The organism is Microbacterium azadirachtae (assembly GCF_000956505.1).
GTDB classification, from domain to species: Bacteria; Actinomycetota; Actinomycetes; order Actinomycetales; family Microbacteriaceae; genus Microbacterium; species Microbacterium azadirachtae_A.
In genome coordinates this window covers 1-19,309 of the sequence record NZ_JYIX01000022.1, presented here as the reverse complement: position 1 = coordinate 19,309, position 19,309 = coordinate 1, and the positions used below count along the sequence as shown (strand labels likewise).

The 19,309-nt window shown below is 69.7% G+C and carries 24 protein-coding genes, 2 tRNA genes and 1 pseudogene; 13 read left to right on the top strand and 14 right to left on the bottom strand.

Annotated elements, in window-relative coordinates; genetic code table 11:
• Positions 1-17: 17 nt before the first annotated feature.
• Positions 18-1,196 carry an ABC transporter substrate-binding protein gene (locus RS86_RS02060; protein WP_045270549.1) on the bottom strand — a complete coding sequence of 393 codons (1,179 nt, stop codon included), beginning with the start codon at positions 1,194-1,196 and terminating at the stop codon, positions 18-20.
• A 47-nt stretch (positions 1,197-1,243) separates the two neighbouring features.
• Positions 1,244-2,326 (bottom strand): ABC transporter ATP-binding protein, encoded by a 1,083-nt coding sequence (locus tag RS86_RS02055; protein ID WP_045270548.1) that lies wholly within the window; start codon positions 2,324-2,326, stop codon positions 1,244-1,246.
• A 120-nt stretch (positions 2,327-2,446) separates the two neighbouring features.
• Between RS86_RS02055 and RS86_RS02050 the strand changes: the two genes are divergently transcribed.
• From RS86_RS02050 to gatB, 5 genes are all read left to right on the top strand, one after another.
• Positions 2,447-3,223, top strand: coding sequence for a FadR/GntR family transcriptional regulator (locus tag RS86_RS02050; RefSeq protein ID WP_052680014.1), 777 nt, complete (start codon positions 2,447-2,449; stop codon positions 3,221-3,223).
• 26 nt (positions 3,224-3,249) lie between these two features.
• Positions 3,250-4,038, top strand: coding sequence for a hypothetical protein (locus tag RS86_RS02045; protein ID WP_052680013.1), 789 nt, complete (start codon positions 3,250-3,252; stop codon positions 4,036-4,038).
• 65 nt (positions 4,039-4,103) lie between these two features.
• Positions 4,104-4,403 (top strand): Asp-tRNA(Asn)/Glu-tRNA(Gln) amidotransferase subunit GatC, encoded by a 300-nt coding sequence (gatC, locus tag RS86_RS02040; protein WP_045270547.1) that lies wholly within the window; start codon positions 4,104-4,106, stop codon positions 4,401-4,403.
• Complete coding sequence (gatA, locus tag RS86_RS02035) at positions 4,400-5,935, top strand: Asp-tRNA(Asn)/Glu-tRNA(Gln) amidotransferase subunit GatA (protein ID WP_045270546.1); 1,536 nt, start codon at positions 4,400-4,402, stop codon at positions 5,933-5,935. Before gatC ends, gatA begins: the two co-directional genes overlap by 4 nt.
• Positions 5,935-7,449 (top strand): Asp-tRNA(Asn)/Glu-tRNA(Gln) amidotransferase subunit GatB, encoded by a 1,515-nt coding sequence (gene gatB / locus RS86_RS02030; RefSeq protein WP_045270545.1) that lies wholly within the window; start codon positions 5,935-5,937, stop codon positions 7,447-7,449. Before gatA ends, gatB begins: the two co-directional genes overlap by 1 nt.
• Before the next feature lie 37 nt (positions 7,450-7,486).
• Here gatB and RS86_RS02025 read toward each other — a convergent pair whose 3' ends face one another.
• Positions 7,487-8,107 carry a TetR/AcrR family transcriptional regulator gene (locus tag RS86_RS02025; RefSeq protein WP_045270544.1) on the bottom strand — a complete coding sequence of 207 codons (621 nt, stop codon included), beginning with the start codon at positions 8,105-8,107 and terminating at the stop codon, positions 7,487-7,489.
• A 67-nt stretch (positions 8,108-8,174) separates the two neighbouring features.
• Positions 8,175-8,549 (bottom strand): SPW repeat protein, encoded by a 375-nt coding sequence (locus tag RS86_RS02020; protein ID WP_045270543.1) that lies wholly within the window; start codon positions 8,547-8,549, stop codon positions 8,175-8,177.
• 124 nt (positions 8,550-8,673) lie between these two features.
• On the opposite strand from RS86_RS02020, the gene dinB reads away from it, so the two are divergent.
• From dinB to RS86_RS02005, 3 genes are all read left to right on the top strand, one after another.
• Complete coding sequence (dinB, locus tag RS86_RS02015) at positions 8,674-9,927, top strand: DNA polymerase IV (protein ID WP_045270542.1); 1,254 nt, start codon at positions 8,674-8,676, stop codon at positions 9,925-9,927.
• A gap of 79 nt (positions 9,928-10,006) precedes the next feature.
• Positions 10,007-10,339, top strand: coding sequence for a hypothetical protein (locus RS86_RS02010; protein WP_045270541.1), 333 nt, complete (start codon positions 10,007-10,009; stop codon positions 10,337-10,339).
• Positions 10,323-10,904 carry an aminobenzoate synthetase gene (locus RS86_RS02005; RefSeq protein WP_052680012.1) on the top strand — a complete coding sequence of 194 codons (582 nt, stop codon included), beginning with the start codon at positions 10,323-10,325 and terminating at the stop codon, positions 10,902-10,904. Before RS86_RS02010 ends, RS86_RS02005 begins: the two co-directional genes overlap by 17 nt.
• Positions 10,905-10,908: 4 nt before the next feature.
• Here RS86_RS02005 and RS86_RS02000 read toward each other — a convergent pair whose 3' ends face one another.
• The 4 genes and pseudogenes from RS86_RS02000 to RS86_RS20885 form a co-directional block, all read right to left on the bottom strand.
• Positions 10,909-11,382: a DUF2017 family protein gene (locus RS86_RS02000; protein ID WP_045270540.1), complete on the bottom strand. Its 474-nt coding sequence runs from the start codon at positions 11,380-11,382 to the stop codon at positions 10,909-10,911.
• Positions 11,383-11,387: 5 nt separating this feature from the next.
• Positions 11,388-11,684, bottom strand: coding sequence for an ATP-dependent Clp protease adapter ClpS (clpS, locus tag RS86_RS01995; protein WP_082076505.1), 297 nt, complete (start codon positions 11,682-11,684; stop codon positions 11,388-11,390).
• Positions 11,681-12,028, bottom strand: coding sequence for a metallopeptidase family protein (locus RS86_RS20890; protein WP_045270579.1), 348 nt, complete (start codon positions 12,026-12,028; stop codon positions 11,681-11,683). The genes clpS and RS86_RS20890 overlap by 4 nt, the downstream gene beginning before the upstream one ends.
• Before the next feature lie 114 nt (positions 12,029-12,142).
• Positions 12,143-12,541, bottom strand: a pseudogene (locus RS86_RS20885) (GNAT family N-acetyltransferase); the annotation flags it as partial.
• Positions 12,542-12,786: 245 nt separating this feature from the next.
• Between RS86_RS20885 and RS86_RS01980 the strand changes: the two are divergent.
• Positions 12,787-13,416: a LysE family translocator gene (locus RS86_RS01980; protein ID WP_045270538.1), complete on the top strand. Its 630-nt coding sequence runs from the start codon at positions 12,787-12,789 to the stop codon at positions 13,414-13,416.
• A 16-nt stretch (positions 13,417-13,432) separates the two neighbouring features.
• Here the strand turns inward: RS86_RS01980 and RS86_RS01975 are convergent, their stop codons facing one another.
• Both RS86_RS01975 and RS86_RS01970 read right to left on the bottom strand, forming a co-directional pair.
• On the bottom strand, positions 13,433-14,809 hold the full coding sequence (locus RS86_RS01975) for a PLP-dependent aminotransferase family protein (RefSeq protein ID WP_045270537.1): 1,377 nt from the start codon (positions 14,807-14,809) through the stop codon (positions 13,433-13,435).
• 105 nt (positions 14,810-14,914) lie between these two features.
• Positions 14,915-15,472, bottom strand: a complete 558-nt coding sequence (locus RS86_RS01970) for a TetR/AcrR family transcriptional regulator (protein WP_045270536.1) — start codon at positions 15,470-15,472, stop codon at positions 14,915-14,917.
• Positions 15,473-15,527: 55 nt separating this feature from the next.
• Here RS86_RS01970 and RS86_RS01965 point away from each other — a divergent pair, with 55 nt between their 5' ends.
• A complete protein-coding gene (locus RS86_RS01965) occupies positions 15,528-15,932 on the top strand; it encodes a carboxymuconolactone decarboxylase family protein (protein WP_045270535.1) in 405 nt (134 codons plus the stop codon).
• A 103-nt stretch (positions 15,933-16,035) separates the two neighbouring features.
• Here RS86_RS01965 and RS86_RS01960 read toward each other — a convergent pair.
• Both RS86_RS01960 and orn read right to left on the bottom strand, forming a co-directional pair.
• Positions 16,036-16,111: transfer RNA gene (locus tag RS86_RS01960), tRNA-His, on the bottom strand.
• 36 nt (positions 16,112-16,147) lie between these two features.
• Complete coding sequence (gene orn / locus RS86_RS01955; RefSeq protein ID WP_045270534.1) at positions 16,148-16,774, bottom strand: oligoribonuclease; 627 nt, start codon at positions 16,772-16,774, stop codon at positions 16,148-16,150.
• A 45-nt stretch (positions 16,775-16,819) separates the two neighbouring features.
• Between orn and RS86_RS01950 the strand changes: the two genes are divergently transcribed.
• Positions 16,820-16,892, top strand: a tRNA-Arg gene (locus RS86_RS01950).
• A 16-nt stretch (positions 16,893-16,908) separates the two neighbouring features.
• On the opposite strand, the gene RS86_RS01945 is transcribed toward RS86_RS01950, so the two are convergent.
• Positions 16,909-17,604, bottom strand: coding sequence for a phosphatase PAP2 family protein (locus RS86_RS01945; RefSeq protein ID WP_045270533.1), 696 nt, complete (start codon positions 17,602-17,604; stop codon positions 16,909-16,911).
• A gap of 148 nt (positions 17,605-17,752) precedes the next feature.
• Complete coding sequence (locus tag RS86_RS01940) at positions 17,753-18,016, bottom strand: hypothetical protein (protein ID WP_052680011.1); 264 nt, start codon at positions 18,014-18,016, stop codon at positions 17,753-17,755.
• Between the two features lie 94 nt (positions 18,017-18,110).
• Here RS86_RS01940 and RS86_RS01935 point away from each other — a divergent pair, with 94 nt between their 5' ends.
• Entirely contained in the window at positions 18,111-18,737 is a 627-nt protein-coding gene (locus RS86_RS01935; protein ID WP_045270576.1) for a LysE family transporter, read from the top strand.
• A 154-nt stretch (positions 18,738-18,891) separates the two neighbouring features.
• On the top strand, positions 18,892-19,309 hold a 418-nt coding region (locus RS86_RS01930), incomplete at its 3' end, for a single-stranded DNA-binding protein (RefSeq protein WP_152642037.1).

Below are 19,309 nucleotides of genomic sequence, written 5' to 3'. Positions count from 1 at the left end.
CGGGCGACCGGATCCGGTCAGTTCCTGATCTGCTGCCAGGCCGTGGTCCAGCCCGCGTAGTCGATGCACTTCACATCGGTGCGGCCGTCCAGGCACTTCGCGATCGGGGTGGTCCAGTACCAGATCTTGCTCGCGTAGTCGGCGTCACCCGCGTGATACGACGCGCAGTCGTCACGGAAGTCGCAGGCCTTCTCGCTCGACGGGGCCTCGCCGAAGAACGCGGTGGCCTGGGCATTCGCCTTGGGGCTCGAGATGTAGTCCAGCCATGCGTACGCGCAGTTCGGGTTCTTCGCCTTGGAGGAGATCATCCAGGTGTCGCTCCAGCCCGTGGCTCCCTCGCTGGGCAGCACGACGGCGGTCTTGGCGCCTTCGCCCTCGAGCGTGTTCTGGATGACCTGCCAGGTGGTGCCGGCGACGCTGTCGCCGGACTGGAAGGACTGCACCTCCTTGAGGTAGTCGCCCCAGTACTCGCTGATGTTCGGACGCTGCTCCTTGAGCAGGGACACCGCGGCGTCGAACTGCTTCTGGTCCAGCGCGTAGGGGTTCTTGATCTTGAGCTCCGGCTTGTGCGCCATGAGGTAGACCGCCGCGTCCGCGATGTAGATGGGGGAGTCGTAGGCGGTGATCTTGCCCTGATGCGCCGAGGCCTTGTCGAAGACGACATCCCACGAGGTCGGTGCAGTCGGGAACGCCTCGGTGCTGTACATGAGCAGGTTGGCGCCGTAGCCGTGCGGGACGCCGTAGTGCTTCCCGTCGACCGTGTTCCACGCGCGATCCTTGAGGAACGGGAAGATCCCGTCGTAGTTCTTCAGCAGCTTCGTGTTGACCTCGGCTACGTCCTCCGAGGCGACGAGGCGCAGCGAGGCGTCGCCGGAGGCGGAGATCACGTCGTAGTCGCCCGTCTTCATGAGGTTCAGAGCCTCGTCCGACGTGCCGAACGTCTTCGCCTCGACCTTGCAGCCGGTCGCCTTGGTGAAGTCCGAGACCCAATCGACGTTCGGATCGTTCGAGCCGTCCTCCACGTACCCGGGCCAGGCGAGGATCTTCACCGCGCCCTCGGTCTTGCCGAGCTTGTCGGCCGGTCCGGCGGCGGCGCCGCCCCCGCCGGATCCTGCGGTGCCGCAGCCGGTCAGGGCGGCGATCACCGCCGATGCCAGGCCGATGGCCGCGAGGGCCTTGAGTGTGTTCTTTCGCATGGGATACTCCTTCGTTCTTCTGCGTGCGTGGATGCGAGGGATGCCGGTCAGCGGGCGCCGACCGTGCGGATGGTGCGGGACGGGGTGTCGTTCTGCGCGGCGATCGGGGCGTCGCCGAGCGCGACCACATCGGCCTCCCGCCAGGAGACGAAGACGCGGTCGCCGTGGTCGCCGTGCGCGTGTCCACCCACGTTCTGCTGCAGGACCGTGATCCGAGGCCCCTGGTCGAGGTCGACCACGAGACGCACGCCGGAGCCGAGGTAGATGGCCTCCGCGACAACGCCCGCGGCGGACCGGGATCCGGGCTCGGTCGAAGCCGCGGGCGAGACCACCAGCTTCTCCGGACGGAGGGAGTGGTGCCCCGCGCGGCCGAGCACGAGCTCGCTGGTGACGTCGTCGAAGAGATTCGAGGTGCCGACGAAATCGGCGACGAACCGTGACGCCGGCCGCTCGTACAGCTCGAACGGCGTGCCCAGCTGTTCGATCCGTCCCGCGCTGAAGACCGCGATCCGATCGGAGAGCGTGAGCGCCTCTTCCTGGTCGTGGGTCACGAAGATGAACGTGATGCCGAGATCGCGCTGGATCTGTTTCAGCTCGACCTGCATCTGCTCGCGCAGTTTCAGATCGAGTGCACCGAGCGGCTCGTCCAGCAGCAGCACCTTGGGCTCGACGACGGTGGCGCGGGCGAGCGCCACCCGCTGCCGCTGGCCGCCCGAGAGCTGGCTGGGCTTGCGATCCGCGACGTGCTCCAACCGCACGCTCGCGAGCGCTCTCCGGGCGCGCTCGCGGCGTTCCTTCGCGCGGACGCCGCGCACGCGCAGTCCGTAGGCGACGTTGTCGAGCACCGTCATGTGCGGGAACAGCGCGTAGTCCTGGAACACCGTGTTGACGTCGCGGTCGAACGGCGCCTTCGTCGTCACGTCCTCCCCGAACAGCTCGACCGTGCCGGAGGTGGGCTGCTCGAAACCGGCGATGAGGCGCAGCACGGTGGTCTTGCCGGATCCGGACGGTCCGAGCATGGAGAAGAACTCTCCCTCGGCGATCTCCAGATCCACGCCGTCGACGGCGGTGACGGATCCGAATGCACGGGTGAGTCCGGTGAGTCTGATCGCGACGGGCTTGTCGGCCATCACATCTCCTTCGATGCGAGGACTAATCCTCTGTTAGTAGATGTTTGGAATCATATGGGAACAGAGGATTTTGTCAACACTCGTGTTACCGTCGTCTCACAGCCCCGAGAGGAGAGCGGCGTGGCACAGGTGTCGGCAGGTGTGGATCCCGCGCGGTCGGCCGTCTTCGCGCCTCTGTCGGACATCGGGCGGGCCGAGATCGTGGAGCGCCGGCTGCAGGATGCGATCACCTCCGGCGTTCTGCACGACGGGGAACGGCTGCCCAGCGAGTCGCAGCTGGGGCGGCGACTCGGCGTCGCCGTGGTCACCGCGCGAGAGGCGCTCGAAGCGCTGCGCGACGCCGGCCTCATCGAGACCAGGCGGGGTCGCGACGGCGGCAGCTTCGTCACGTTCGATCCCGATACCGCCCGGCGTTTCACCGACGAGCGGATCCGCGCGGTCAGCCGGGTCGAGCTGCGCGATGCGTCCATGCACTACGCGGCGATCGCGGGCATGGCCGCGGAGCTCGCGGCAGACCGCGCCGGAGAGGACGATGTGCAGGGCCTGCGCGAGCTCGAGGAGCAGGAGGACCTCTCCACGGCGGGCGGGGCGCGGCGCGCGGTTGCGCGGTTCCAGCTCGAGGTCGCAGCTCTCAGCCAGTCGCCGCGGCTCGTGCGCGAGGAACTGCGTCTGCAGGCGGAGATCGGATCGCTGATCTGGCTGGGACTGCGCGAGGAGGGCAACCGTATGCGCAGCCGCGCCGCACGGCAGGCGGAGGTCGATGCGATCGGCGCGGCCGACACCGAGGCTGCGAGAGCCATCGCCGTCCGCCGCATCGCGGGCGGCGTCGAGTGGCTGCTGGATGAGAAGTCCCGACTGGAGACGGCGGCAGAGGCCGTCGCATCCTCACGGGCGTGAGATCGAACACACAGAAGGAGCGCGAGATGACCGGCACTGTCGCCGAGCATGACGCACGCATCGCCGACCGCATCGAGGCCACGTTCGCGCCTCTGTTCGCGCTCGTGGAGGGATGGCGCACCGCGGTGCAGGACGAGTTCAGCGCCTTCGCAGAGCACGGGGCCGCCCCTGCCGCTTCCGTGCTGGATCCCTTCATGGAGGCGCTGGCGAGACCCGCGCTCGAAGCGCCAGGCGGGCTCGTCACCGGGGCCGGCTTCGTCGCGACACCCGGCGTCTTGGCCGACGCGCCCTGGCATCTGGCCTGGTGGCTCCGGGAGATCCACGGCCTCGACCGCGGCGACCGCGGCGGCGTGCGCCGGTTGGAGGCGGTGAACGATCCGGATTCCGACCAGTTCCGCGACTACCGCCAGCTGGAGTGGTGGAAGGTGCCGGAGCGCACCGGCCAGCGTCACGTCACAGGCCCCTACGTCGACTACCTGTGCACCGACGACTACACGGTCACGGTGACGACGCCGGTCGTGCACGAGGGGCGCATGGTCGGCGTGGTCGGCATCGACGTGCACGTGTCGCGCCTGGAGCGCGTGATCCTGCCGATCCTGCGTGATGCCGCCGGCACCGGAACCATCGTGAACGCGTCGGGCCGAGTGGTGGCCTCGAGCGATTCGCACCGCGTGACGGGGACGCTGCTGCGCGGCGACGACGTGCAGAGCGCGCTCGCCGCCCTGCGCTCGGGGGCCGAGCCCGCAAGCGGCGCTGAGGGGGTGCGCGTCTCGCGCTGCGGCGACACCGCCCTGATCCTCGTGCTGCAGGGCTGAGGCCCTGGCGGCAGGGCAGCGGCTCAGCGGGCGGGGAGCGACAGCCCGCTGGCTAGACTGTCCTGGTGTCTGAAATCACCCCTGATCTCGTACGCCATCTCGGCGTGCTCGCGCGCATCCAGCTCTCCGACGACGAGGTGACGCAGCTGACCGGTCAGCTGGACGCCATCGTCGACAACATCGCGAAGGTCTCGGAGGTGGCGACGCCCGACATCGCCGCGACGAGCCACCCGATCGCGATGCACAACGTCTTCCGCGAGGACGTCGTGGGTCAGACCCTCACCACCGCGCAGGCGCTGCAGAACGCGCCGGACGCCGACGGCGACCGCTTCCGCGTGACCGCGATCCTGGGAGAAGAGCAGTGAGCGAGATCATCCGCTGGACCGCCGCCGAACTCGGCGCCAAGCTGGCCGCGGGCGAGGTGTCGAGCGTCGAGGCGACGCAGGCCCACCTCGACCGCATCGCCGCCGTCGACGGCGATGTGCACGCCTTCCTGCACATCAACGAGCACGCGCTCGACGCGGCCGCCGACATCGACCGCCGCCGCGCGGCGGGGGAGAGCCTGGGCGAACTGGCCGGCGTGCCGCTCGCCATCAAGGACGTGCTCGTCACGACCGACCAGCCCTCCACGAGCGGCTCCCGGATCCTCGAGGGCTACCGCTCGCCGTTCGACGCGACGGTCGTCGCCCGGGCGCGCGCCGCCGGCCTGGTCGGCATCGGCAAGACCAACATGGACGAGTTCGCGATGGGATCCTCCACCGAGCACTCCGCGTACGGTCCCACGCACAACCCGTGGGACCTGGACCGGATCCCCGGCGGATCCGGCGGAGGCTCGGCTGCGGCCGTCGCCGCCTTCGAGGCGCCGATCGCCCTCGGCTCCGACACCGGCGGTTCCATCCGCCAGCCCGCGCACGTCACCGGCACGGTCGGCATCAAGCCGACCTACGGCGGCGTCAGCCGGTACGGCGCGATCGCCCTCGCGTCGAGCCTCGACCAGGTCGGCCCCGTGAGCCGCACCGTCCTCGACGCCGGCCTGCTGCACGACGTGATCGGCGGTCACGACCCGAAGGACTCGACGTCCCTCCCCGACGCGTGGCCGTCGTTCGCCGAGGCGGCGCGCGAGGGCGCGACCGGGCAGGTCCTCAAGGGACTCAAGGTCGGCGTCATCAAGGAGTTGCCCGACTCCGGCTTCCAGGCGGGAGTCGCGAGCTCGTTCCACGCCGCGCTGAAGCAGATGGAGGCGCAGGGTGCGGAGATCGTCGAGATCTCGGCCCCGCACTTCGAGTACGGCGTCGCCGCCTACTACCTGATCCTGCCCGCCGAGGCCTCCAGCAACCTGGCGAAGTTCGACTCGGTGCGCTTCGGCCTCCGCGTCACGCCCGACGGCGGCGGCACGGTCGAGGACGTCATGTCGCTCACCCGCGAGGTCGGCTTCGGTCCCGAGGTGAAGCGCCGCATCATCCTCGGCACCTACGCCCTGTCGGCCGGCTACTACGACGCCTACTACGGGAGCGCGCAGAAGGTGCGCACGCTCATCCAGCAGGACTTCGACGCCGCGTTCGCGCAGGTCGACGTCATCGCGACGCCGTCCGCGCCGACCACGGCGTTCAAGCTCGGCGAGAAGATCGACGACCCGCTGCAGATGTACCTCAACGACCTCACCACGATCCCGGCGAACCTCGCCGGCGTGCCCGGGATCTCGATCCCGTCGGGCCTGGCGGAGGAGGACGGCCTGCCGGTCGGCATCCAGTTCCTCGCCCCCGCCCGCGAGGACGCCCGCCTGTACCGGGTCGGCGCCGCACTGGAGACATTGCTCGTCGACGCCTGGGGCGGGCCGCTGCTCGACCGTGCCCCGACCCTTCGACAAGCTCAGGGACCGATGGGAGAGGGCATCTGATGGCCGCCGTGAAGCTCATGGACTTCGACAAGGCGCTCGAGCTGTTCGAGCCGGTGCTCGGCTTCGAGGTGCACGTCGAGCTCAACACCGAGACCAAGATGTTCTCCGACGCCCCGAACCCGGCGAACGAGCGCAACCACGACGCGGAGCCGAACACGCTCATCGCGCCGGTGGATCTGGGACTTCCCGGATCCCTCCCTGTCGTGAACGAGACGGCCGTGCGCTCGTCGATCAGCCTGGGCCTCGCGCTCGGCTGCTCGATCGCCGAGTCCTGCCGGTTCGCGCGGAAGAACTACTTCTACCCCGACCTCGGCAAGAACTATCAGATCTCGCAGTACGACGAGCCGATCGCGTTCGAGGGATCCGTCGAGGTCGAGCTCGAGGACGGGACGCTCGTGACGATCCCGATCGAGCGCGCGCACATGGAGGAGGACGCCGGCAAGCTCACGCACATGGGCGGCGCGACCGGTCGCATCCAGGGCGCGGAGTACTCGCTCGTCGATTACAACCGCGCCGGCGTGCCGCTCGTCGAGATCGTGACCAAGCCGATCTTCGGCGCCGAGCACCGCGCCCCCGAGATCGCGAAGGCGTACGTCGCCACGATCCGCGACATCGTGCGGGGCCTCGGCATCTCCGAGGCGCGCCTCGAGCGCGGCAACCTGCGCTGCGATGCGAACGTGTCCCTGCGTCCTCGCGGCCAGGAGAAGCTCGGCACCCGCACCGAGACGAAGAACGTCAACTCGATGCGCTCCGTCGAACGCGCCGTGCGCTACGAGATCCAGCGGCAGGCGGCGATCCTCGCCGACGGCGGCACGATCACGCAGGAGACCCGGCACTGGCACGAGGACACCGGCACCACGTCGCCGGGACGCCCCAAGTCCGACGCGGATGACTACCGGTACTTCCCGGAGCCCGATCTGCTTCCGGTCCGACCGGACCCTGCTCTCGTCGAGGAGCTGCGTGCCGTGCTGCCAGAGCAGCCCGTCGCGCGTCGCCGTCGCCTGAAGGCCGACTGGGGCTTCGGCGACATCGAGTTCCAGGGAGTGGTGAACGCCGGCCTGCTCGACGAGGTCGAGGCGACCATCGCCGCGGGCACGACCGCCGACGCCGCGCGGAAGTGGTGGACGGGTGAGATCAGCCGTATCGCCAACGAGCGCGAGGTCGACGCCGGATCGCTGATCGCCCCGGCATCGGTCGCCGCGCTCCAGCAGCTCGTCGACGCCGGCACGCTGACGGACAAGCTCGCGCGCCAGGTGCTCGAGGGCGTCATCGCCGGCGAGGGCACCCCGCAGCAGGTCGTCGACGCCCGTGGGCTCGCGGTCGTCTCCGACGACGGCGCGCTCATCGCCGCGATCGACGAGGCCCTCGCCGCCCAGCCCGACGTGATGGCCAAGATCAAGGACGGCAAGGTGCAGGCCGCCGGCGCCGTGATCGGCGCCGTGATGAAGGCGATGAAGGGGCAGGCGGATGCCGCCCGCGTGCGCGAGCTCATCCTGGAGCGCGCCGCGCAGTAGCGACGACCCGCCCAGTACACGCTCAAGGGCGCCGCACTCAGAGTGCGGCGCCCTTGAGCGTTGCGGCCTGAAGGCCGGCGCCGAGCACGCGGGCGATCGCCCGCAGACTGGCCGGTTCGTGCAGCCTGCGGCGCTGTTCCTCCGGGCTCTCGTCGGAGGCGGCATCGAGGGGCCGGGCGGTGATCGTCGCCGACCAGGCGTCGGCGGCGGCCCGGACGGCGCCGCGATCCGTTCCGGCGGGCAGGCACGCCGTCAGCGCGCGCTCGACCGTGTCGTGCAGCGCGCGGCGGTAGCGGGAGAGTGCTTTTGCGACCTCGGGGCGCACATGGGACTCGTGCCAGAGGATCTCGCGCAGCACATCCGACGCCTCCCGGTCGCGCAGAACCCGCTCGCCCACGTTCATCAGCGTCTGAACGGGGTCTCCGCGCACCGCGAGCGGTCCCGCATCGAGGGCGGCGGTGCGGAGGCGCTCATCGATGAGGGCGGCGAGGATGTCGGGCTTGGCCGGGAAGTAGTAGAAGAGCAGGCCCTTGGGCACCGCGGCGGCGTGCGCGATCCTGGCCGTGGATGTGCCGTCGAAGCCGAGGCGGGCGAACAGGGTCTCGGCGGCATCGAGGATCCGGGTGCGGGTGTCGCCGGCATCGGAGTTCTCGGTCATCGTGCCCCCTCGCGACGGTGCGGGACGGGGGTTTCCCCGCGTCCCGCACCCTGTGCGACCGTGCAGGTCACGCGTGAGCCGCCGTGGGGCCGCCGTGCGAAGCGCGGTGGGCCTTCTCAGCGGGCACCAGTGCCCAGAGCCCTGCGGCCGCACAGACGGCTCCGCAGATCCACGAGGTCCAGGCGGGCCCCGCATCTCCGGCGTAGGAGCCGATCCATGGGGAGATGAAAAGCAGCGCGCCGATCGCGGCGAGGATCCACTCCATCGACACGAGACCGGGAGCTGCGAGGCTCCATACCCCGGCAGCGATCATCAAGACGCCCAGGACGATCATCATGGTCATCGACATGCCCATGCCGGGCGTCATCATGATGCCCGCCACGACCGCGACCAGTCCGGCGGCGACGGCCACCCAGTCCTGCCAGCGTGTCCACTTCTTCATAGAACTCATCCTCCTTGCAGTCAGATGGCTCCCGAATGGGGGTCGCCACGATTCTACCGCTTTGATTGACCGACCGGTCAAAGTGTGCGAATCCGATGTCGGCGGCCTCCGCGAGAATGGATGCATGGGACGAGGCGACGGGTCAGGGCGGATCGTCTCGGCGCCCGGCGCCGATGACAGCGGGACGGGGATCCTGCACGTCGACATGGACGCGTTCTACGCCGCCGTCGAGGTGCTGCACGATCCTTCGCTGCGCGGACTCCCGCTGATCATCGGTGCCCCGGATGGGCGCTCGGTGGTCTCCAGCGCCTCTTACGAGGCGCGGCGCTACGGCGTGCGCTCCGCGATGCCGGTGGCGCAGGCGATCCGGCTCTGCCCGACGGCGCGGATCGTTCCGCCCGACTTCACGAAGTACCGCGACGTGTCGCAGAAGGTCATGTCGATCTTCGAGCAGGTCACCCCTCTCGTCGAGCCGCTCTCGATCGACGAGGCCTTCCTCGATGTGCGGGGCGTCCGGCGGCTCTGGGGGAGCCCAGGGCGCATCGGCGCCATGATCCGCGAGCGCGTGCAGGATGAGGTGGGGATCAGCTGCAGCGTGGGGGTCGCCGCCACCAAGCACGTCGCCAAGATGGCCTCGACCATGTCCAAGCCCGACGGACTGCTCATCGTCGCCGCGGCCGACACGCTCGACTTCCTCGCCACCAAGCCGGTGCGCGCGATGTGGGGCGTCGGACCGAAGACGGCGGAGGCCCTGGAATCGCGCGGCATCCGGCTGATCCGAGACATCCGCGCCACTCCCGCGTCCGCCCTCGAGCGGGCGGTCGGTCCAGCGCTCGCGCAGCGCCTGGGCGACCTCGCCGAGGGGCGGGATCCGCGGGGCATCGAGACGAACCGCGTGGAGAAGAGCGTCGGGCACGAGGAGACGTTCGACATCGACGTCTCCGACCGCGAGGCGCTCCGCTCCGAACTGCTGCGCCTCGCCGACCGGGTCGCCGCGCGACTGCGGAGGGCGGGCTGGGAGGCCGGGACCGTGGCGATCAAGATCCGCTTCTCGGACTTCACGACCCTGAGCCGGTCCCAGACTCTTCCTGAGCCGACCTCGGTCGGCCAGCGCATCGGCGAGGTGGCTCGTACGCTCTTCGAGGCGATCGACCGGCGGGACCCGGTGCGGCTGGTGGGCGTGCGCGCCGAGCGGCTGACGGATGCCGGCGGCGCGCTGGGGCTGTGGGACGACGACGCCGAGTGGCGTCGGGTGGAGGATGCGCTCGACAGCGCGCAGGCGAAGTTCGGATCCGGGATGGTCACGCGCGCCCGGCATCTGGGCGCGCGGGCCGGACGAGGAGCGGCACCGCATCCCCGCGCGCACGGGCTGGACTGATCCCGGCGCGATGCCGGGCGGACCCCCTGAGCGGCAGCGGCCGGTGGTCGAGCTCGCGCGGGTGGGCTAGCGTGGACGCATGCCGCACATCGCACTCGAGCTTGGCAAGAATTCCGCGTCCTTCGGCGTCAAGAGCGCCTTCGGCGAGACGCAGGAGGTGGACGGCGCGTCCTTCACTCCGGTCGCCCTGACCTTCTCCGGCTTCGGCGGAGGCTCCGGCGGTGCCGAGGGCACGGCCGAGGGTGAGGGCGGCGGTGGCGGCGGCATCGCGATCCCGCTCGGCGTGTACGTGCGGCGCGAGGAGGGGCTGCGGTTCGAGCCGAACCTGGTCTCGCTGCTGGCCGTGGCCGTGCCCTTCGTGTGGGTGGCCGGGCGCGCGATCTCCCGCATCATCCGTGCCCTCAAGAAGTGACGATCCGGTCGCACGCGCGCTGAGCGAGGCGGTCTCCCGGATCGCGGACGCCGTGCGCGCCGTGCAGGCGTCGAATCCGGTCGTGCTCGTGGACGGCCGCAGCGGCGCGGGGAAGTCCACGCTCGCTCGGCTGCTCGCGGAGCACTGGCCGCTGCGCACGGATCCTCAGCTGATCGCACTGGACTCGATCTATCCGGGCTGGGACGGCATGGACGCCGGCGCCGAGCGCGCCTATGAGCAGATCCTCCGCCCGCACGGACGCGACCTGGTCGGCACGTGGCAGCGCTACGACTGGGACGCCGGCGAGTACGCGGAGAGCTATGCGGTGGATCCCTCGCGCGGCGTGATCCTCGAAGGCTGCGGCGCGCTCACGCCCAGGGCGGCGCGCATCGCCGACGTGCGGGTGTGGGTGGAGTCGCCCGAACCGAGCCGCAAGCGCCGTGCGCTGGATCGGGACGGCGAGCTCTTCCGGCCGCACTGGGAGCGCTGGGCCAAGCAGGAGGTGGTGCACATCCGACGGGACGACCCGATCGGTTTCGCCACGCTGGTGGTCTCGATCCCGTGACCGCTCAGACGCCGTCGAGCTCGTCCGCGGCCTCGACGAGCAGATCCAGCCGGTAGCCCAGCCATTCGTAGACGCCGAGCCGGGGATCCTCCGGATCGGGAGCGGGGTCGTCCTCGATGCCGAGCCGCGAGGCGATGACGAGCCGCAGTGCGGCGAGTGTGCGCAGCCATGCGTCCACCTCGGAGGGGGCGAGCACCAGTTCTTCCGGCGCCTCCGTGCCCTCGCCCACAGAGCCGAGGCCGGTCTGCACCACGCGGGCGTCGGCGGCGCGCCGGTCGAGCAGATCGGCGCTCGTCGCATCCGCGAACTCGGCCGACGCGTCGGCGTCCTCCGGGTACACCGCGGGGGTGAGGCGGCTCAGGGCGGCGTCCGCGCCGATCTCGGTCTCACGGAGCAGGTCGAGGAACTGCTCGACGAGCTCGGCGAGATGCTGGGCCTCGATCGACTGCATCGGCACGTGGATCCCGGATCCGGTCATCCTGCTCACTCTCCCGCCCGGCGCACGGTCGCCCACAGCCCGTAGTCGTGCATCGCCTGGGCGTGCACCTCCATGGTCTCGCGCGGGCCGATCGCGACGACCGCGTGACCCTCGTTGTGCACCGCCATCATGAGGCGGGTCGCCCGATCCTTCGGATAGCCGAAGTAGGTTCGGAAGACGCGCACCACGTAGCTCATCAGGTTGACCGGGTCGTCCCAGACGACGAGCTCCCACGGCACGGCGGGCGCGGCCTGCAGGTCGAGCTGCTCGTCGACGTCGGGGGTGAGGAGAGGAGAGCTCATGCCCACCCCAGCTCGTGCAGCTGCGCATCGTCGATCCCGTAATAGTGCGCGATCTCGTGCACGAGGGTGGTGTGCACCTCGGCACGGAGCTCCTCCTCGTCGGCGCACTGGGCCAGGTGCGGCTCGCGGTAGACGATGATCCGGTCGGGAAGTTCTCCCATGCCGTAGTTCCCGCGCTCCGTGACTGCGAGGCCGTCGTAGAGCCCGAGCAGGTCGAGCGAGCCGTCCTCCGGACGGTCCTCGACGACGAAGACCAGGTTCTCGAGGCCCTCGACCATCTCGTCCGGCAGACGGTCCAGTTCGTCCGCGACGAGCTCTTCGAACGGCCCCGGATCCATCTCCATGCCACCGGAGAGCTCGAACGTCATGTGCACACGGCGTCCGAGGTCGTTCAGCCCGATCCGCCGCTCGGTGTCGAGGAGCGTGCGATAGAACGGATGGTCGGGGGAGTCCTCCTCCGTGAAACCGAGCGTCGCGTAGAACGGCGCGTTCCACGGCACGTCGGCGAAGGTGCGCAGGGTGACGGCGCGGTAGCCGCGGTCGGCCGCCTCGTCGAGAGCCGCCTCGACCAGTTCGCGTCCGTGCCCGCGGCGCGCGTGCGAGGGCAGCACGGAGAGCTGTTCGAGGTGCGCGTGGCCGTCCTCCTCGAGCACATGCACGAAGCCCACGGGCGCGCCGCCCTCCTCCTCCGCGATGACGAGGACGAAGCCCGGCTCCGCCGCGCGGGAGGCGCCCGAGGGGGTCTCGCCGGCGAGCGCGGCGCCGAACAGCGGGGTGAAGAGCGCGTCGGCCTCGTCCTCGATCCCGGCCAGCTTCGCGAGGTCGGCATCGGTCGCGGTGCGGACGAAAGAAGCCATGCCTCGATGCTATCCGGCCTGCGGAAGGGGCGGCTGCGGCGGTGCGGCTCTTGGATCCGGCCTCGGAGCGGTCAGCGCCCCGGGGTGCCGAGGCCGAGACTGCGCAGCGCTTCGCGCGCATGCGCGGAGGCCGTCGCTGCATCCGGTGCGGGGGCGAGGCCCAGCAGCAGGATCGACGATTGGTCCCCGACAGCCGTGCGTTCTTGGATCTTCTGTGCGATCCAGAAGCCATCCAGCCTGGAGGCATGGATACGAGCTTCCTGGTGACATCGATCGTGATCACGGCGACCCCTGGCAGCGGCGCCCTGTTCACGATCGCCGCGGGGCTGTCGCGGGGCGTCCGCGCGGGGATCGTCGCGGCCGTCGGGTGCACGCTGGGGGTCCTGCCGCACCTGGCGCTGGCGTTGTCGGGCGCCGCCGCCGTGATGGCGGCGAATCCCGTCCTGTTCGACGTCATCCGCTGGATGGGCGTGGCGTATCTCCTGTTCATGGCCTGGGGCATGTGGAGCGACGAACGCGGGTTCGCCGCGGACGCGGAGACGCAGGACGGTTCTCCCGTACCGAGGATGTCTTTCGGCCGGGTGATCCGCGATGCGGTGCTCGTCAATCTGCTGAATCCGAAGCTCACGATCTTCTTCCTCGTGTTCCTGCCGATGTTCGTGGACGTCGAGGCGGCCGACGGCGTGCTGAGGATGGCGGGCCTGGGTGCGGCCTTCATGGGGATCACGTTCGTCATCTTCGCGGCCTATGGCGCGGGGGCCGCACGGGTGCGGGACTTCGCGCGTGCGCGTCCCGCGGTGAACCGGCTCCTCGGCCGAGGATTCGCGCTGACCTTCGTCGTGCTCGCGGTGCTCCTCGCGATCACTCCGCGGTGAGAGCGATCCGGCGGGATCAGAGGAGGCGGCCGAGCGTCGCGATCGCGCCGGCGAGCCGGGCGCTCGAGTGGGGGCCGTAGCCGATCACGAGGCCCGGCGGGCCGGGGGAGAAGCGGTAGTCCGAAAGCGGCTTGACCGAGATGCCTTCGGAGGCGGCCCGCCGCGCGAGGTCTGCGTCGTCCATGCCGTTCGGCAGCATCACCTGGATGTGGAGTCCGGCGGCGATGCCTTCGACGTGACACCCCGGCATGTGCTCTCGGATCGCTGCGACCGCGTCATCTCGGCGCTGGCGGTGTCGCAGCCGCAGACGTCGCACCTGTCGCTCGAGAACGCCGGTTCCGATGAGCTCGGCCAGGACGAGCTGCGGCAGGGCGGGCGAGCCGAGATCGGTGGCCCAGCGCCTGCGGATGAGATCGTCGGACCAGCCCTCGGGAGCGATCATCCAGCCGATCCGCAGCGCAGGGGCGAGCACCTTGGACAGGCTCGAGATGTGCAGGATCCGCTCCGGCGCACTCGCCTGCAGGGCGGGGATGGGCGCGCGGTCGTAGCGATACTCGGAGTCGTAGTCGTCCTCGACGATCACGCCGTCCGTGCGCTCCGCCCAGGCGATGAGCTCCCGGCGGCGCGTGGGGGAGAGCACCACGCCGGTGGGGAACTGATGCGCCGGTGTGGTCAGGACGACTCGGACGCCGGTCGCATCGAGCGCGGTCACGTCGATGCCTTCGCGGTCCACCGGAACGGGGCGCAGTTCGTCCAGCCAGTACCCGAGGATGCGACGGTTCCCATCCGCGCTCGGGTCTTCGATGCCGCACGTGGTCGCGCCGCGTTCACGCATGGTCTGGGCGATCAGGCTGAGAGCGCCCGTCACGCCCGCCGTGACGATGATGCGATCCGGGGGCGCGACGATGCCGCGCCGGCGTGCCAGCCATCCCGCCAGCGCCCCGCGCAGCGCGGGTACGCCCTGGGGATCCGCGTAGCCGAGGTCACGAGCGGTCGCGGTCGCGAGGACCCGGCGCTCGGCCTGCAGCCAGGCGGCGCGGGGGAACGCGCTCAGATCGGGGGCTCCCTCCGAGATCTGGAGCGGCTCCACCGCCTCGAGCGGCTCGGCGAGCCGGCGTGGACGAGCGGCAGGAGGAGCCACCTCCGCGATCCGCGTGCCCGCTCCGCGATTCGTGACGAGTAGCCCCTCCTCGGTCAGGCGACGGTAGGCCTCGACCACGACGCCACGGGAGAACGAGAGCTCCTCGGCGAGTTCGCGGCTCGGCGGCACCCGCGTGCCGGCACCGAGGGTCGCGTCGGCGACCGCGGCGCGGATCTGCGCGGTGAGCCACGCGGTGCGACCGCGGGACGGCGCGTCGCGCGGGTCCAGTCGGAGGAAATCGGATCCGGTCATCTGACTGGGGAGCCTATCGGGCGTCCCCGCGACCCGCGATGCGGATGTCTCGACCGCGACCGGTAGAACAACGTCTCAGCGGCGCGGCCGCAGCGGAAGGGGCGGTCAGGCGACCGGCCAGATGCTGTCGACCAGTCGTGTCGCGTAGGCCCGGTCGAGCGGAACGTGCGCCACCAGCACCCGGTAATAGAGGGCGCCGTAGAGGCTGTCGATGAGGATCTCGGGGTCGGTGCGGGATGCCAGCTCCCCGTGGTCGATGCCGATGCGGAGTCGAAGGATGGCGGCTTCCCGCTGGTCCGCGATGTATCGCTCGCGCAGCGCTGTGCCCACGTCGGGATCGTGCACGCTCTCCGCGATCAAGGCGAGGTAGGCCCGGCCTGTCCTGCTGCCGAACAGATCGATGACTGCCTCGATCTGCGCAACGACATCGTCGCGGACGGTCCCTTCCTGCGGGAACTTCACCAGCGGTGCGAGTCTCTCCTTCAAGGCATCGATCAGGATGGCGGACTTGGTGGGCCACCGACGGTACACCGTGGTCTTCGCGACACCGGCCCGGATCGCGATCGCCTCCATCGTCACTCCCGGCAGCCCGCGCTCGGAGAAGATCTCCCAGGCCGCATCTTGGATCCGGGCGGAGGTGCGGGTGCGTGGCGATTCCGGCATCGCAACAGAGTATCGGGAGTTGTCTGACGACGCTACGTAGCGTAGCGTCACGCTCATGGCAGCACACGAGGGCGAACGGTACGAACGCGGCCGTGAACTGATGGATCGGATTCTCGGTCCGGAGACCGCGGAACGGACGCTGGCAGGATTCGATGAGATCAGCTCGGACTTCGGAAAGTACGTGGTCGAAGCGGGCTTCGCCGACGTCTACGGACGGGAGGGGCTGTCGCTGCCCGAACGGCAGCTGATCAACATCGCAGTCCTGACGGCGATCGGCGGTGCGGAACCACAGCTCGCCTTGCACATGCGGGCGGCGCTGAACGTAGGTGTCACGGCGGAGAAGATCGTCGAGACGGTCTTCCACACAGCCCTCTATGCGGGCCACCCGCGCGCGGGCAATGGGCTGGCGGTCGCTCGTGAGGTTCTCGGACAGCGCTCGGACGAGGACGAGCCGCGATGACGTGATCTGCGGTCCGCAGGTTCAGGCCCATGACCGCCCACCCATGCGAAGAGAAAAGCGAGGCCCGGATTCTGTCCGAAGACTGAATCCGGGCCTCGCTGCTTGGGGTGGCTAACGGGACTTGAACCCGCGGCCCCCGCGACCACAACGCGGTGCTCTACCAACTGAGCTATAGCCACCATGTGCCTGCCGGAGCGGGCAACCTGACAAGTGTATTACAGGTTTGAGGCGAACTCTGACACGACGGCGTCCGACGTCGCCTGGACCTCTTCGGTCGTCGGTCCGGGCTGGTCGATGAACACCGCGCGGCGGTAGTACTCCAGCTCGCGGATCGACTCCAGGATGTCCGCGAGGGCGCGGTGACCGCCGTCCTTCGACGGGGCGTGGAAGAAGACGCGCGGATACCAGCGGCGCGACAGCTCTTTGATGCTCGAGACGTCGACGTTGCGGTAGTGCAGGTAGTGGTCGACATCCGGCATGTACTTCGCGAGGAACATGCGGTCGGTGCCGATCGTGTTGCCGGCGAGCGGCGCCTTGCGCTCCTGCGGCACGAATCGCCGGATGTAGGCGAGCGTCTGCTCCTGCGCCTCAGCGAGGGAGACGCCGGTCGGGATCTCCTCGTACAGGCCAGAGGTGCGGTGCATGTTCGTGACGAAATCGTTCATCTGCTCCAGTGCGGCGTCGCTCGCGCGGATGACCACCTGGAACCCGGGATCCACCAGGCGCAACTCGAAGTCGGTGATCACGACGGCGATCTCCACGAGTTCATCGATCGCGAGATCGAGCCCCGTCATCTCGCAGTCGATCCAGACCAGACGATCGTTCTCGGACGAAGAAACCATGCGGCCATCCTACTGAGCGGCACCGACGCGCTAGCCTGGAGGAGCGCCTCCTTAGCTCAGTGGATAGAGCAACGGCCTTCTAATCCGTCGGTCGCAGGTTCGAATCCTGCAGGGGGCACTTGTTCTGCGCCGGTTCAGGCGGCGGATCGCCGCCCGATCCGCGAGGCGACCACGTCGACGATGAGCCAGCGCACGGCGGCGGCCGTGGTCAGCGCCCAGACGACGGATCCGAGCACGTCGGTGGGGAAGTGCAGGCCGTCGCTGACCACGGCGAGGCCGATCACCGCGGTGGCGACGACACCGAGCACGATGGGCAGCCATGCGTGCCGGGTGTCGCGGAGCAGGAACCAGAACGCGATCGCCAGGGCGACGACGTAGGCGGTGTGACCGCTGGGGAACGAGCCGTCGGTCTGCAGCGGCGAGAACGGGTGGACGAGCAGCGATGCGTCGGGGCGCGGTCGGTCCACCAGGATCTTGACGGCCGCGACGGGCAGCCAGGTGAGCGCGACGGTGAGCCCGAACAGGATCGCGGTGCGCAGCGAGCGGGAGACCGCCCACACGATTCCGGCGATCACGAGCGTGATCACCACGGCGGGGACCGGCTCGATGCCGCGATAGATCGCGTTGCCGATCGTGCCCCAGAGGCCCGTGTGGGTCTTGTTGAGGGCGACGACGAGGCTCTGATCGGCCTGTGTCGCCTTCATCGCGAACCCGAGGGCGATCACGGCGACGGCGCCGATGACCGCGACGGCCACGGCGACCAGGGGACGCCGGGTGGTGCGCTCGATGCCGGTGAGCGGCCGGGTACGGGTGCGTCGCAGCTCAGTCATGGGGATCCTCATCCGTCGCGTTCCTCGCGATGGCGGCATCGGAGGCGGGCACCCGCGGGTTCACGCGCGCCGGATCCATGTTCCGATGCATCGCCTAAGGATTGGCCAAGAAACGCGGGTTCCGTCGGCTCGTGTTGCGCCGGCGGGGTCAGAAGCGCAGCGCGGCGACGGCGTCGTCGGCGCTCCAGAAGTCGCCGACGATGCGGAACACGCCGGAGGGGAGGTGCAGGCGCTCTGCGCGGTAGCGCAGGCCGAGGTCGTGCGGCATGATCCGCAGGTGCCCGCGGATCGCGCCGCGGCGATCCAGCACGCGCCAGAGGCATTCGCCGGCCGGCTGCAGCGTCTCGATGGAGCGGGTGAGAACGGGTGTCGCCCAGCGGATGGTCGGCGCGGGGGTGGTGTTCGTGGTCATTGTTCCTCCTTCTCCTTCGAACATAAGGACGGCCACCGACATTCGTCCGAGAGGCCGGAATTCCGTGCGCCCGGATAGTCCCTACACTGTGCTGGTGACCGTGACTGTATGGCTCTCGCTGGTGGTGGCGTGCCTGGTGATCAGCCTCACGCCGGGCGCGGGCGCGATCAACACCATGACCAACTCTCTGAACGAGGGATGGCGGCGCTCGATCTGGGGGATCGTCGGGCAGCAGCTCGCGCTGGTCGTGCACGTCGCGATCGTCGCTGCGGGGGTGGGCCTGCTCGTGGCACGGGTTCCGTGGCTGTTCGAGACGGTCCGGTACGTCGGAGCCGCGTACCTCGTCTACCTCGGGATCCGGCTGATCATCGCGCGGGTCCCCGAAGCCGTCGCGGAAGCCGAGGCCCTGCGTCCCGCCGAGGGGCGGTGGCCGATGCTGCGTCGAGGATTCTGGGTCAATCTGCTCAACCCGAAGGCGATCGTGTTCTTCCTCGCGTTCGTGCCGCAGTTCATCCGCCTGGACCGCGATCCCTGGCCGCAGTATCTGATCCTCATCGGGACGACGGTGGTCATCGACGTGATCGTGATGTGGTTCGTGTTCGCCGCGACGGCGCAGAGCTTCCGACGGCTCACGTCCAGCACGCGAGGCCAGCGCACCCTCAACATCGTCTTCGGCGCACTGTTCATCGCCGTCGCGGCGCTTCTGCTCTTCGTGCACTGATCCCGCTGTTCTGGGGCCCTCTTCACGCCGGCACGCGATCCTCCTCCACAGACGGACCGACGGACGGTTTCGGCACCGATTGCGCATCGCCGTCTCCACGGTCGGGGCCGGGGCATGACGCTGTCTGCAGGAACGGAGCCGATTCGAGCTCCACATGAGCAGAGAAGAGCAGATCATGGCCGACACCATCACCGTGCTGGGCAACGTCGCGTCCGACCCGGATCGGGGCGCGACGGCGACCGGCATCCCCACGCTGAGCTTCCGGATGGCCACCAACCATCGCCGCCCGGATGGTGCGGGCGGCTGGATCGACGCGGGGACGAACTGGTTCGAGATCAGGGCGTACCGCGCTCTGGCCGAGAACGCCGAGGCCTCTCTCGCGAAGGGCGATGCTGTGGTGGTCGTGGGGCGGTTGAAGCTGCGCGAGTGGGACGCCAAGGACGGCAAGCGGATGAACGTGGAGATCGAGGCCGAGAGCATCGGGCCTGATCTGCGGCGCGGGCGCAGCGTGTATCACCGGGTGTCGCATCAGACACCGCCCCGCGGAGACGGCGCGGTGGGCGGAGGGGGAG

Coding starts and splice junctions, on each gene's coding strand:
- RS86_RS02060 (WP_045270549.1), bottom strand. CDS start 1,196: ATGCGAAAGAACACACTCAAGGCCCTCGCGGCCATCGGCCTGGCATCG.
- RS86_RS02055 (WP_045270548.1), bottom strand. CDS start 2,326: ATGGCCGACAAGCCCGTCGCGATCAGACTCACCGGACTCACCCGTGCA.
- RS86_RS02045 (WP_052680013.1), top strand. CDS start 3,250: ATGACCGGCACTGTCGCCGAGCATGACGCACGCATCGCCGACCGCATC.
- gatB (WP_045270545.1), top strand. CDS start 5,935: ATGGCCGCCGTGAAGCTCATGGACTTCGACAAGGCGCTCGAGCTGTTC.
- RS86_RS02025 (WP_045270544.1), bottom strand. CDS start 8,107: ATGACCGAGAACTCCGATGCCGGCGACACCCGCACCCGGATCCTCGAT.
- RS86_RS02020 (WP_045270543.1), bottom strand. CDS start 8,549: ATGAAGAAGTGGACACGCTGGCAGGACTGGGTGGCCGTCGCCGCCGGA.
- dinB (WP_045270542.1), top strand. CDS start 8,674: ATGGGACGAGGCGACGGGTCAGGGCGGATCGTCTCGGCGCCCGGCGCC.
- RS86_RS02010 (WP_045270541.1), top strand. CDS start 10,007: ATGCCGCACATCGCACTCGAGCTTGGCAAGAATTCCGCGTCCTTCGGC.
- RS86_RS02000 (WP_045270540.1), bottom strand. CDS start 11,382: ATGACCGGATCCGGGATCCACGTGCCGATGCAGTCGATCGAGGCCCAG.
- clpS (WP_082076505.1), bottom strand. CDS start 11,684: ATGAGCTCTCCTCTCCTCACCCCCGACGTCGACGAGCAGCTCGACCTG.
- RS86_RS20890 (WP_045270579.1), bottom strand. CDS start 12,028: ATGGAGATGGATCCGGGGCCGTTCGAAGAGCTCGTCGCGGACGAACTG.
- RS86_RS01980 (WP_045270538.1), top strand. CDS start 12,787: ATGGATACGAGCTTCCTGGTGACATCGATCGTGATCACGGCGACCCCT.
- RS86_RS01975 (WP_045270537.1), bottom strand. CDS start 14,809: ATGACCGGATCCGATTTCCTCCGACTGGACCCGCGCGACGCGCCGTCC.
- RS86_RS01970 (WP_045270536.1), bottom strand. CDS start 15,472: ATGCCGGAATCGCCACGCACCCGCACCTCCGCCCGGATCCAAGATGCG.
- RS86_RS01965 (WP_045270535.1), top strand. CDS start 15,528: ATGGCAGCACACGAGGGCGAACGGTACGAACGCGGCCGTGAACTGATG.
- orn (WP_045270534.1), bottom strand. CDS start 16,774: ATGGTTTCTTCGTCCGAGAACGATCGTCTGGTCTGGATCGACTGCGAG.
- RS86_RS01945 (WP_045270533.1), bottom strand. CDS start 17,604: ATGACTGAGCTGCGACGCACCCGTACCCGGCCGCTCACCGGCATCGAG.
- RS86_RS01940 (WP_052680011.1), bottom strand. CDS start 18,016: ATGACCACGAACACCACCCCCGCGCCGACCATCCGCTGGGCGACACCC.